Here is a 12,101-nt window from a genome sequence, read left to right as displayed (position 1 = left end):
TTACATCTCTCCTTCGAGGTTGGGGTGCAGCAGCGAGGGCGCAGCGCCCAGGAGCTTGCGGGTGTAGGGGTCCTCCGGGTCGGCGAGCAGCTGTGCGGCCGGCCCTTCTTCGACGACCTTGCCGCCGTTCATGACGGCGATCCGGTCAGACACGTAGCGCACGGTCTGAATATCGTGCGAGATAAAGACCATCGCCAGGCCCAGTTCCTTCTTGAGGTCCGTGAGCAGGTTCAGGATCTGTGCTCGCACCGACACGTCGAGTGCGGAGGTGGGCTCGTCTGCGATGATCGCATCAGGGCCGATGGACAGGGCTCGGGCGATGGCCACGCGCTGGCGCTGGCCACCCGAGAGCTGTCCGGGAAGCGCGTCGAGCGCGCTCGACGGCAAGCCGACGAGCGAGATCAGTTCGCGCACACGCTTAGCTCGCGAGACCTCGTTGCCGATGCCGTGCACACGCAGCGGGTCAGCGAGCTGATCCTGGACGTGCATACGGGGGTTCAGGGCCGTCGCGGGGTCCTGGAAGACCACGGAGACGACGCGACCGATCTCCCGGCGGGCGGCGGCGCTACGCTTCGTGACCTCCTTGCCGTTGAAGAACACCTGTCCCTTCGTCGGCATCTGCAGGCCACACATGACGTTCGCGGTCGTGGACTTGCCACAGCCGGACTCGCCGACGATGCCGAGCGTCTGTCCGCGCTCGATGCGCATGTTGACGCCACGCACCGCGTAGACCTTGTTGGGCTTGAACAGGGAGCCGGTACGCGAGGTGAAGGTCACCTCGACGTTCTTCAGTTCGATGATCGGGGGTTCGGGTGTCTCGATCACCGTCTCGGTTTCAACAATCAGAGTTTCGGGGCTCATCGCGCGTCCTCCTGACCTTCTTCGATGATGACGGTCTCGCTCGCCACGAGAACCTCCTCGCGGGGCGGGAGAGCCGCGTACACGTGCTCGGGACCGACCTCGGTGAGGACCGGGCGGATGTCCAGTCCGTAATCGGGGTGCGAAGACCTGGGGGCGAAGCGGTCGCCCACGGGGAAGTCGCGAGGCGAGGGCACCGTGCCAGGGACCTGGTGGAGTCGGCCGGAGCCGGACTCGATCGAGAGGACGGCGCCCAGCAGGCCGCGCGTGTACTCGTGGGTCGGGTGCGTGAGCAGTTCCTTGGTGGGGGCCTGCTCGATGACCTGGCCGGCGTACATGACGGTGATGTGGTGTGCCACCTCGGCGACGAGCGCCAGGTCGTGGGACACGAAGATCATGGCGAAGCCGAGCTTCTCGCGCAGCTCGTTGAGCAGTGCGATGACCTGCTTCTGGACGGTGACGTCCAGGGCGGTGGTCGGCTCGTCCGCGATGATGAGCTTCGGGTCGCGGGTCAGGGCCATGGCGATGAGAACGCGCTGACGCTGGCCGCCCGAGAGCTCGTGCGGGTAGGACTCGAGGGTGCGCTTGGGATCCAGGCCCACGAGCCAGAGGAGTTCCTCGGCGCTGCGGGTACCACCGCGCCTGGTCAGCTGCTTCATCTGATCCCTGATCAGCATGGCGGGGTTCAGGGACGACAGGGCGTCCTGGTAGATCATGGCCATCTCGTGACCGAGCAGCGCGCGGCGTTCCTCGGCCGACTTCTCGAGCAGGTTCTCACCCTGGTAGAGGATTTCACCCGTGATCTCAGCCTTGGGGTCGATGAGGCCCATGATGGTCAGGGCCGTGATCGACTTACCGCAGCCGGACTCGCCCACGAGGCCCATGGTCTCGCCGGGGCGGACCTTGAAGGAGACGTGGTCGACGACGTTGACGTTGCCGTGACGCTCGAACTTGATGCACAGGTCGTTGACCTCAAGCAGCGGTGTCTTCTCGAACGAAGCCTCGAAGCGGTCGGTGCGCTTCTCCTCGACGGACTTGAGGTCGTCGAGGCGGACCTGCAGGGACTCGGCCTGCTCAGCGTAGGCGCGACGCGGGTCGAGCAGAAGCTGGTCGGCCTCGCGGTCGGTGTCCTCGTCGACCTGAGCGACGGCCGCAGAAGCGGGAGCCGCCACCATGGCGTCGGTGATGCCCTCAGACAGAATGTTGAGGCACAGGACCGTGATCATGATGAACAGGCCCGGGAAGAACGCGGTCCACCACTTGCCCAGCAGAACCGACAGGTTCGACGAGGCCTCGGACAGGACGTTGCCCCACGTGGCCACGGTGGTCGCCTGGAGGCCCGAACCGATGAAGGTCAGGGAGGCCTCGAGGATGATCGCGTCGGCCACGAGCACGGTCGCGAACACGAGGACCGGGGCGGCCGTGTTGCGCATGACGTGCTTGGTAAGGATCCAGGGGGCGCGGGCGCCGGAGACGATCACCGCGCGGACGTAGTCTTCACCGTAGGCGGCCATCACGTTCGCGCGAACGATGCGCGACAGCTGCGGGATGTAGACAAAAGCGATCGAGCAGATGATGACGACGACCAGGCCGAAGGTGTTGCCGGACTTGGACAGCGTGCGCCCGAAGACCAGGACAGAGACAGCCGCCATGGCGATACCGGGCACCGCCATCACGATGTCCATGACGCGCATGATCGCTTCGGAGAAGGACTTGCGCACGACCGCTGCGATCGAGCCGATGATCGCGCCGAAGAAGAGGGCGATCAGGGTCGAGCACAGACCGATCATCAGCGAGAAACGTCCGCCGTACAGGACGCGAGCGAAGATGTCACGGCCGACGTGGTCGGTTCCGAACAGGTGCTCGCCGGACGGGGCGCTCCACTTGTCGAAGATTTCATCGGGACCGTAGGGAGAAACGTAGGGCGCCAGGATCGAGACGAGGACGATGAGGGCAAGGATGCCCATCGCGATCTTCGATCCGGTGGACATCGCACCGATACGCGAGAAACGCGCGCCCTTCGCGGTGACCTTGCCGAGCTTTTCTTTCTGATTCATGCCTCACACCGACCTAATACGCGGATTGATGAGCAGGTAGAGCATGTCAACGATGATGTTGACGACGATGAACGCGATCGCAACGACGAGCGCGCCACCCTGCACCAGGGTGACCCAGTTTTCCTGGATGCCCTTGAGCAGGACCGCCTTACCCATTCCATCGATGGAGAAGATAATTTCGATGACGACCGCGCCACCCATCAGGTAGCCGATGCGCAGGCCGAGGACGGTCACGGGCGTGATGAGCGCGTTACGCAGCACGTTGCGGGCCACGACGATGCCCTTGGGGATGCCGGCGCCGACCGCAGTGCGGACGTAGTCGCGGTCCAGTTCCTCAACCATTGAGGTACGCACGACTCGCGTCATCTGACCGATGACGGGAACCGCCAGGGCGATAGCCGGAAGGAGCATCCGCAGGAACCAGCCGCTCGGATCTTCGCTGAACGCAGGCAGCGGGCCGGAGACCGGAAGCTTCTGAACAAATCCCAGGACCAGCAGCGCTGCCAGCCAGAAGGACGGGGTGCCGATGCCGATGACCGAGAACACGCGGATGACCTGGTCGGGCCAGCGGTCGCGGTACAGAGCGGCGAGAACACCGAGGGGGAAAGCGATGATGACGGCGAAGAACAGGCCGAGGAAGGTGAGCTGCAGGGTAATCGGAAGAGCCTGAGCAACTAGATCGGTCACGTGGTTGGACGTGCCAACGCCGTAGGTGCCGAGGTCACCGTGGAGCATATTCCACAGGTAGTGACCGTACTGAACGAAGAAGGGATCGTTGAGACCGTGCTGCACACGGTACTCTTCGAGAGCTTCGGGGGTCGCGGTCTCGCCCAGTGCCGAGTAGGCGGGGTCGATCGGAGACAGCGACATGATGAAGAAGACGAGGAAGGACACGCCGACCACCATGATCGGCAGAGCCACCAAACGTCGTCCGATGAGTCGCAGAAGGTTATTCACTGCTAGACCTCCATTTTCAACGGATTTTGGCAATAAGAAAGGAGGGGTGGCGCCCGACTGTGGCGTCTGCCTCAGGGCGGGGCTCCACCCCTCCTCTCTTGTGGTCCCTCTAGGGGACTTACTTAGCGCTCACACCCAGCAGCTGCAGGCCGGTGGAGGAGATCGCCTGGAATCCTTCCACCTTCTGGGGGTTGGAGCCGGTGATCATGTTGCGGAACACGAGCGGGAAGATCACGGTCTTCTCGGCGAGCAGATCCTGAGCCTCGCCCCACTTGGCCTTGGCGGCGTCACCGTCAAGCTGAACGGCCTCGTCCATGATGGACTGCAGCTTGTTGAAGGACTCGGGGTCCGAGGCCTGCCAGCCGTCACGCTTCTTGGTCCAGACGTTGTCACCGTTCCACCAGGAGATGATGATGCCGGGGTCGGTGCCGAAGACCGAGGGGTCGCCGGGGGCCAGGACGATGTCGTAGGTGGGGTTGTCAACGTCGGTGACGTTGGCGTAGAGGTCAGACGAAGCCATCTGCGTGTGGTTGACCTTCAGGCCCAGGGCCTCCAGGTCGGACTTGATCTGCGGAACCAGGGAGAGGACCCACGGGTGGTCCGTCGACACCAGGTTGATCTCGAGGCCGGAGACGCCAGCGTCGCTCAGGAGCTTGGCAGCGGCATCCTTGTCGTAGGACAGATCGGTGGAGGGCTTCTTGTAGGCGGGGTTCGCCTCGGGCAGGAAGGAGGTCGCCTCAACGGCCTGACCCTCAAGCGAGGAGCTGATCAGCTTCTGCTTGTCGACGGCCTTGAGGATCGCGCGGCGAACCTCGGGCTTGTCGAAGGGAGCCTTCTGCGTGTTGAACATCAGGAAGGGGTTGCCGTAGCCGGGCTTGGACTCAACGTTCCAGCCAGCGCCCTTGAGCTGATCCTGCGCGGAGGCGGGAACAGCTTCCATGATGTCAACCGTGCCACCGATGGCGGCGGCGAGGCGGGCGGAGTCATCCTTGAGGGACTGCCACTTGAGGGTGGCGACCTTCGCGGGCTCGTTGCCGGTGTAGTTCTCGTTCGGAACAGCGGTGATCTCGGTCGCCGTGATGTTCTCGTACTTGTAGGGGCCGGTACCGATCGGCTTCGCCTTGAGCGAGTCTTCGTCCATCGACGCGGGGACAACGCGGACGTTAACGAAACGCTCCTTCAGGTTGGCGAAGGGGTACTTGAGCTTGATCGTAATGGTGTTGTCGTCCTTGGCTTCGACAGAGTCGACGAAGGTGAAGAACTGACGGTAGATCGACTTCTCGGAGGTCGCGCGCTCGTAGGAGGCCACGAAGTCGGCGGCGGTCACGGGGGTGCCGTCGGAGAACTTCGCGCCGTCGCGCAGCTTCACCTCGTACTCGGTGTCGGAGATCTTCTCCGGGTCACCGGCGGCCAGCGCGGGGCTGACGGAGTAGTCGGCCATGTTGAAACGGTACAGGCCCTCGAGGACCTGCCAGTTCGCACCCATGCCGAGAGCCGAGGTGGTGATCGGGCCGTAATCGGTGGTCTCGTAGGCGACACCGGCGGTGATCGTACCCTTCGGTCCTTCGGAGGCCTTCGAGCCACCGTCGGTCGACGTGGTGCTGGTGGACGATCCGCCGCCGCACGCGGTCAGGATCATGGCGGCAGCTGCGGTCAGTGCAGCGCCAGTTGCGAAGTGTTTGCGCATTCGCATGTTCTCGCTCCTCATCTTCGAGAATTGGGACGTGCGGTTCTGTTGTTCCGCTCGCTATACTAATTCTATGTTGTCTGACAAATTAGTGCAAGCGATATCACCACAATCGCCCCCAGGAACCAGCCAAAACCGACCCGTACCGACACAGATTGACTCAAGATCCTCGGTAACGATGGATGCAATCAAGTCCTACATTTTGCGACATGGATTACATCCGGGCGATCGCCTCCCGACAGAATCGGCACTATGCGCCGACCTTGGCGTTTCGCGCTCGTCCGTGCGAGAAGCTCTCCGACGCCTCCAGGCACTCGACATCGTAACCGTCCGTCAGGGTTCTGGATCCTACGTCGGCGAAATGTCGATGCAGCCGCTCGTCGAGACCCTCGTCCTGCGCGCCGCCCTCGACGAGATCAACGGCGCACAGTCCCTGCACGCAATCATCGACACGCGCCGGGCCCTCGACCTCGGGATCGCGGTCCCGCTCACCCGAGCCATGAAGGGCACGACGAACCCGCACCTGTGGGAGCTCGTCGAGGCGATGACCGAATACGCGCACTCAGGTTCGACCTACTTGGAGCAGGACATCGCGTTCCACTCCGGCCTCCTCGCCTACGTCGAGAACGAACTCATGCACCAGCTGGTGGCCGCCATGTGGCTCGTCCATCAGAGCGTGACTCCTCAGCTGGCCGCAGCGTCGCGCCAGGAGATGGAAGACACCGCCGAGGCCCACGCGGCTATCCTACGAGCCTGCGAGGCCGGCGACCTCGAGGCATACACCGCCGCCGTTGAGGCACACTACGCCCCACTCCTCGCGATCATCGAAGGTCGCTAGAGCACACAGAAAAACCCGGGGCGTTGTGGGGGCACGCGCACCGGGTTTTCTGTATCCACTTAGCGACGAATCGCAGCCTCCCACAGGCCGCGGTCACGCTCAAAGACCACCACGACCTCGTCCCCGTCAACCGTCGCGTCGCTATACCCGAAGGCGCCTTCCCCATAGGAGGCGACCACCTCGGCGCGCACCTCACCCTCCCACGGGGGCGTCAGGCGCACGATCTCACCGCAGGCACGCGCATCCATCCTCCCGGGGTGCACGAAGAGCGAACCAATCATGCGCGCGTTGCAGCCCGGGTCATCGAGCTCCCATAGACGCCCACCCTCCCAGGTGCGGCCGTCTCCCCACGCGAGGTAGCGCGCACCCGAGCCTCGCCCTTCAAAGCCCTGAATACGACAGTTCGCAACGAGGCGCCCGTCCCACACGCCGAGCGTCGTCTCGTCGAGGAGCACTCCCCCGTTGCCAACAAGCGGGTCCGCCGCACCGACGAGGCGACCCGCGCGGGCGTAGACGACGCGCACGTGCGTCTCATCCCCCGCGCGCACGACGTAGGGCAGAGCCACATCCCCATCAAGCGCGACCGTGCCGCCAGACGTCGCAAACAGCGCGTCGGCACCCGTGAGCTCATAGAGCTCGTCCGTCATGTCCACATAGGCGAGGTCATCGGGACCGCTCCCCCACGCCCACCAGGCTCGCAGTCGCTCACCATCCGCGCAAGAGTCCATGTAGCCCACGCGCCCATCCGTCGACGCGAACGCCAGATGCATGAGCCCGTCGCCGTCCACGCCGACACACGCATCCGAAGAGACCGGCGGGCCGCCGGCAGACAGCGGACGCGACTCACTCCATCGTCCCGCCCCCTCGCGCTCCACCCACAGGATGCGGTTCGGATTCGGCAGATCCGAGGCCATCGTCAGCCCGTTGAAGTCAGATCCCGTGCCCGAGGCCGGGGCCGGCCGCTCGTCAAAGAACAGGACGGTGCGCTCGTCCGCGAGCGTCACAAGACCGGGGATACGCGCCTCGCCCGCGCCCTTCGGGGCGACGATGCAGCGAAAATCAACGAAGTCAGTCATGTGCCCAGGATAACAGAGGGGCTCCTGCCCAGATACAAAGAACCCCGGGGAACCAGTGTTCCTCGGGGCTTTGAGACGGAAGCCGTCAGCGGGTCTCGCGGTGCGCCGTCGACTTGTGGCAGCGCGGGCAGTACTTCGCCAGCTCGAGACGATCCGGCGTGTTACGACGGTTCTTCTTGGTGATGTAGTTGCGCTCCTTGCACTCCGAGCAGGCCAGAGTGATCTTGGGGCGAACGTCCTGGGACTTGCTTGCCACGGTTGTTTCCCTCGCTTAGTTTCGTCGCTCACGCGACCTGTCGGATCAAAGAATTGGTAGCGGGGGCGGGGCTCGAACCCGCGACCTCACGATTATGAGTCGTGCGCTCTGACCAGCTGAGCTACCCCGCCGCCGGAAGCGGATAAATCCGCGACCGGAGCCCCGAAAGGGAATCGAACCCTTGACCTTCTCCTTACCATGGAGACGCTCTGCCTACTGAGCTATCGGGGCAACGCCGGAAAGCCTATCTCATCTCCGACTGCCGAAGCAATCCCGGAGCCTGAGAATGACATCACAGGCGTTACTCACTGGAACCAGCGAGTGGTGGCAGGTGAGGGATTCGAACCCCCGAAGCACGAAGCGTCTGATTTACAGTCAGATCCATTTGGCCGCTTTGGTAACCTGCCATGCGCCGCTCGCGCGGTGCCGTGAAAGAATAGCATTAAAATGATCCCGAGCGCCAATCGGAACGATGATTGGCTGAATTCCAACGAAAGGTGCACCCATGGCAGACTCCTCCTTCGACGTTGTCTCCAAGCTCGACCGCCAGGAGGTCGACAACGCCGTCAACCAGACCGCCAAGGAGATCGCCAACCGCTACGACTTCCGCGGCGTCGACGCCGCCATCACCCTCAGCGGCGACACGATTGCGATGGAGGCGAACTCCGCCTCCCGCGTCATGGCAATCCTCGACGTGCTGCAGTCCAAGCTGATCCGCCGCGGCCTGTCACTGAAGGTTCTTGACTACAAGGACCGCGAACCCAAGGCCTCCGGCAAGCTCTTCAAGCTCGCCTGCCCCCTCAAGGAAGGCATCCCCCAGGACACCGCCAAGAAGATCTCCAAGCTCATCCGTGAGGAAGGCCCCAAGGGCGTCAAGGCCCAGATTCAGGGTGACGAACTTCGCGTTTCTTCGAAGTCCCGTGACGACCTGCAGGCTGTCATCGCCCTCTTGAAGGGCCCCAAGGGCGAAGAGCTCGACGTCGCCCTCCAGTTCGTGAACTACCGCTGATCAACGCGTGTGCGGGGGCGGGCGGCCGGTTCACTCCGGCCGCCCGCCCCCGTATGAACAAGGCTCAATAACCCGCGATTTTCTCCAGTCTCGCAATGCGCTGCTCCATCGGCGGATGCGTCGAAAACATGCGCATGAGGGACTGGCCGCGGAACGGGTTCGCAATCATCATCGCCGCCACATTGCGAGTGCGCGGGGTGTCTTCCATCGGACGGCGATCCGTCGCGATCTCCAGCTTGCGCAGAGCCGAGGCCAAAGCCAGCGGGTCCTGCGTCAACATCGCGCCATCCTCGTCAGCATCGAACTCACGCGTACGCGACAGCGAGAACTGGATAAGCATCGACACAATAGGCGCCATGATGCTCATCGCAAGGAGCCCAAGGAAGCCCACTCCCCCACCCTCTCGACGGTTCCCTCCTCCGAAGAAGAGCAGTCCCTGCGCGATCGACGTGATCAGACCGCCCATCGCCGCAGCGACAGACGTCGTCAGGATGTCGCGGTTGTAGACATGCATCAGCTCATGACCCAGCACTCCGCGCAGCTCCCGCTCATTCAGAATAGCCAGGATGCCCTCCGTGCAGCACACCGCCGCATTGTTCGGGTTACGCCCCGTCGCAAAGGCATTCGGCGTCAAGGAGGGCGCCACCCAGATCGACGGCATCGGCTGCTGCGCGCGCGCCGACAGCTCACGGACAATCGCGTACAGCTGCGGGTACTGCGCCTCAGTCACCCGGTACGCACCCATGGACCGCAGTGCAATCGTCGCTGAGTTCCAGTACGAGTACGCGGTCTGGACGAGCCCAATGCCCGCAAACACAACAATCCACACCATGCGCCCCGTTCCCGAAGCAACCAACGCGCCAATGGCAAGCAGCAGCGCCCACATGCCTCCCAGCAGGAGCGTCGTCTTCAGACCGTTGTGATAGTTGCGGTGCACCATATCGGCGATCCTATGGGGGTTACCTGGGAAGCTGCTGAGAATCAGCCGAAGCTCCAATGGGAAACAACCATCTGCGCCCCCAGCCACCAGGCGCACCAAGATCCGCCACAGCCCCGCTCCCCCACATAACGAGGCCGCGACCGGAAAACCCGGCCACGGCCTCGCAACGATCAGGGACGCTCAGTGACGGCGGCCCGGACCCGTGTAGTCATCGAAGCGCTCAGGGGCGCTCGGCACACCCATTTCGCCCATCTCGCCGATAAGATCCGTCGCCTGCGGATCCACCTGCGCACCACGCGAAATGTCCGTCATCGCGCGACGCGACACAACCTTGATGCGCTCGCGCGTGCCGCGGCCGCCCGGAAGCTCGCCGTAGGCCTCGCCCAGAGCCTGCTCGTAGGCGTCCAGAAGCTCCCAGCCCTCCCACGTCGTGAACTCGACGCCACGGGACTCCAGGAGCGCCACCATGGCCTCGTGGCCCACCTCGGCGGTGTTCGCGTGCAGGCGGCCCTCGGAGGCATCCTCGACGAGGTGAGAGATCGTCTGCTGGGCGTCCGACTTCGTCGAGCCGATGAGGCCGACAGGGCCGCGCTTGATCCAGCCCGTTGCGTACACGCCCGGGATAACGGGGGCGGACTCGTCCTTCGTGGTGTCACCCTCGATGACGCGGCCCTCAACGTTCGGCACGACGCCGGCGCGCTCGTCGAAGGGCAGACCCGGAATCGGCGAGGAGTAGTAACCCACCGCGCGGTACACGGCCTGCACGGGCCACGTCGTGATGACGCCCGTGCCCGACACGCTGCCATCGCCGTTCAGGGCGGTGCGCTCCGTACGCAGAGCCTTCACATGGCCGTTCTCGTCCGCGACGACCTCGACCGGAGTCTGGAACAGGTGAATGTGAATGCGACGCGAGGCCGTGTGCTCCTCCGGATCCGCCATCGCGTAGCTCGTCAGGGTCTTGACGACCTGACGCTGCTGGTTCGACGCGCGCAGCGCCTCCTCCGAGCCCTCGTCGAAATCGAAGTCCTCTTCCGAGACGATGACGTCCACATCCGGCACCTTGCCCAGCTCGCGCAACTCCAGCGGCGTGAACTTCACCTGGGCCGGGCCACGACGACCGAACACGTGCACGTCGGTGATGGGGTTCTCGGCCAGGGTCTCGGCCACGTTGGCCGGGACCTCGGTCTTGAGCATGTCCTCGGCATGCTTAGCCAGGACGCGAGCCACGTCCAGCGCCACGTTTCCGACGCCCAGGACCGCGACCTCGCGGGCCTTCAGCGGCCACGTGCGCGGGTAGTCCGGGTTGCCGTCATACCAGGACACGAAGTCGGCGGCGCCGTAGGACTCGGGCAGATCCACGCCCGGAATGTCGAGCGGGTGATCACGGTCCGCGCCCGTCGCAATGATGATCGCGTCGTAGTGGTCACGCAGGTCGTCGATCGTCACGTCACGGCCGACCTCGACGTTGCCGAGCAGGCGGATGTCGCCACGCTGCAGGATCTTGTACAGCGCCACAATGATCTGCTTGATACGCGGGTGATCCGGAGCGACGCCGTAGCGCACGAGACCGTAGGGCGCGGGAAGACGCTCAAACAGGTCGATATTCACCTCGAGCCCCGACTTGGACAGGATGTCCGACGCGTAAATGCCAGCGGGACCAGCGCCGATGACGGCGACGTTGAGCGGTGCCAACCGATTTCTCCTTCTTCGTGACCGCGCGCGTGTGCGCGCACCTGGGCACTAAGTCTAGCGCGCCGTTGCCAAGGGCAACCTTAGCTGAGACCCCTCACACACCTCAAGGCCCCGGGCATACGACGAGGCCGGGGCGCGGTCTCTCCCCCACGCATGGGGCCGGGGAGTCTCCCCCCACGTACAAGGCCTTGCCATGTTCGGTTCAGAGGCAACCTCTGCGCTGCCCACCCAAAAGTCGCATGCAATTCGACTGACCATATTTTTCTTATCACCCAGAAACATTGGAATCACAACGAGACTATTTCAATACCCAAAAGGTTGATCGGGAAATTGCATGCGACATTGTTGGGAAACCAAGACCACGCCCCATACAAGATCCGACCAAGACCAGGACTGGTCGTGAGACTATGCACCCGTTAAGGGGCAGTGCACCCGATCAGAAAGGGTGCAATGCCTACGGATCGGGTGCACAGCACCATCCGTAACAAGCTCACATGCGGACATCCCGAATGGAGGTCGACGGACCCGACAGGTGCCGGGCACAGGGACGGCAGGGCCAGGCGGGCCATCGAGACGCCCCGCCGAGCGGGCAACTCGCAGCACTGACAGCGGGCGGACCGCCGAGCGGGCAACTCGCGGCGCGTCAATCGCGCGGCATCGAGCCCGGGCGCGGGATACACATACGACGAGGCCGGGGCCAGCCACGCAATCCCGCGCAGCCGAGCCCCGGC

10 protein-coding genes and 3 tRNA genes are annotated in these 12,101 nt (G+C 64.0%); 2 read left to right on the top strand and 11 right to left on the bottom strand.

From position 1 onward, the window contains the following. The 4 genes from JJJ16_RS09075 to JJJ16_RS09060 all read right to left on the bottom strand — a co-directional run bounded on the left by JJJ16_RS09075 (position 1) and on the right by JJJ16_RS09060 (position 5,565). Positions 1–861: an ABC transporter ATP-binding protein gene (locus JJJ16_RS09075; protein ID WP_219752381.1), complete on the bottom strand. Its 861-nt coding sequence runs from the start codon at positions 859–861 to the stop codon at positions 1–3. After that, positions 858–2,915 carry a dipeptide/oligopeptide/nickel ABC transporter permease/ATP-binding protein gene (locus JJJ16_RS09070; protein WP_219752379.1) on the bottom strand — a complete coding sequence of 686 codons (2,058 nt, stop codon included), beginning with the start codon at positions 2,913–2,915 and terminating at the stop codon, positions 858–860. The genes JJJ16_RS09075 and JJJ16_RS09070 overlap by 4 nt, the downstream gene beginning before the upstream one ends. 3 nt (positions 2,916–2,918) lie before the next feature. Continuing rightward, positions 2,919–3,872 carry an ABC transporter permease gene (locus tag JJJ16_RS09065; RefSeq protein ID WP_219752377.1) on the bottom strand — a complete coding sequence of 318 codons (954 nt, stop codon included), beginning with the start codon at positions 3,870–3,872 and terminating at the stop codon, positions 2,919–2,921. A 118-nt stretch (positions 3,873–3,990) separates the two neighbouring features. Continuing rightward, complete coding sequence (locus JJJ16_RS09060) at positions 3,991–5,565, bottom strand: ABC transporter substrate-binding protein (protein ID WP_219752375.1); 1,575 nt, start codon at positions 5,563–5,565, stop codon at positions 3,991–3,993. A gap of 172 nt (positions 5,566–5,737) precedes the next feature. On the opposite strand from JJJ16_RS09060, the gene JJJ16_RS09055 reads away from it, so the two are divergent. Further along, complete coding sequence (locus JJJ16_RS09055; protein WP_081445499.1) at positions 5,738–6,397, top strand: FadR/GntR family transcriptional regulator; 660 nt, start codon at positions 5,738–5,740, stop codon at positions 6,395–6,397. Between the two features lie 59 nt (positions 6,398–6,456). On the opposite strand, the gene JJJ16_RS09050 is transcribed toward JJJ16_RS09055, so the two are convergent. The 5 genes from JJJ16_RS09050 to JJJ16_RS09030 all read right to left on the bottom strand — a co-directional run bounded on the left by JJJ16_RS09050 (position 6,457) and on the right by JJJ16_RS09030 (position 8,136). Continuing rightward, the gene (locus tag JJJ16_RS09050) at positions 6,457–7,473 is read right to left on the bottom strand and encodes a sialidase family protein (protein WP_219752373.1); all 1,017 of its coding nucleotides are present in this window, start codon (positions 7,471–7,473) and stop codon (positions 6,457–6,459) included. An 85-nt stretch (positions 7,474–7,558) separates the two neighbouring features. Further along, positions 7,559–7,729, bottom strand: a complete 171-nt coding sequence (gene rpmG, locus JJJ16_RS09045; RefSeq protein WP_003792256.1) for a 50S ribosomal protein L33 — start codon at positions 7,727–7,729, stop codon at positions 7,559–7,561. A 54-nt stretch (positions 7,730–7,783) separates the two neighbouring features. Further along, a tRNA-Met gene (locus tag JJJ16_RS09040) sits at positions 7,784–7,860 on the bottom strand. A gap of 27 nt (positions 7,861–7,887) precedes the next feature. Beyond that, positions 7,888–7,960: transfer RNA gene (locus JJJ16_RS09035), tRNA-Thr, on the bottom strand. A 91-nt stretch (positions 7,961–8,051) separates the two neighbouring features. Further along, positions 8,052–8,136: transfer RNA gene (locus JJJ16_RS09030), tRNA-Tyr, on the bottom strand. 98 nt (positions 8,137–8,234) lie between these two features. On the opposite strand from JJJ16_RS09030, the gene JJJ16_RS09025 reads away from it, so the two are divergent. Beyond that, positions 8,235–8,738 (top strand): YajQ family cyclic di-GMP-binding protein, encoded by a 504-nt coding sequence (locus JJJ16_RS09025; protein ID WP_003792254.1) that lies wholly within the window; start codon positions 8,235–8,237, stop codon positions 8,736–8,738. 64 nt (positions 8,739–8,802) lie between these two features. On the opposite strand, the gene htpX is transcribed toward JJJ16_RS09025, so the two are convergent. Both htpX and JJJ16_RS09015 read right to left on the bottom strand, forming a co-directional pair. Next, positions 8,803–9,678: a zinc metalloprotease HtpX gene (gene htpX / locus JJJ16_RS09020; RefSeq protein ID WP_219752371.1), complete on the bottom strand. Its 876-nt coding sequence runs from the start codon at positions 9,676–9,678 to the stop codon at positions 8,803–8,805. 180 nt (positions 9,679–9,858) lie between these two features. Then, positions 9,859–11,370 carry an FAD-dependent oxidoreductase gene (locus JJJ16_RS09015; RefSeq protein ID WP_219752369.1) on the bottom strand — a complete coding sequence of 504 codons (1,512 nt, stop codon included), beginning with the start codon at positions 11,368–11,370 and terminating at the stop codon, positions 9,859–9,861. Between the last annotated feature and the right edge of the window lie 731 nt (positions 11,371–12,101).

It is taken from the genome of Schaalia sp. ORNL0103, from assembly GCF_019429565.1.
Lineage (GTDB): Bacteria > Actinomycetota > Actinomycetes > Actinomycetales > Actinomycetaceae > Pauljensenia.
Note: the sequence above shows the minus strand (reverse complement) of the source record. Positions and strands in the feature narration are given on the sequence as shown.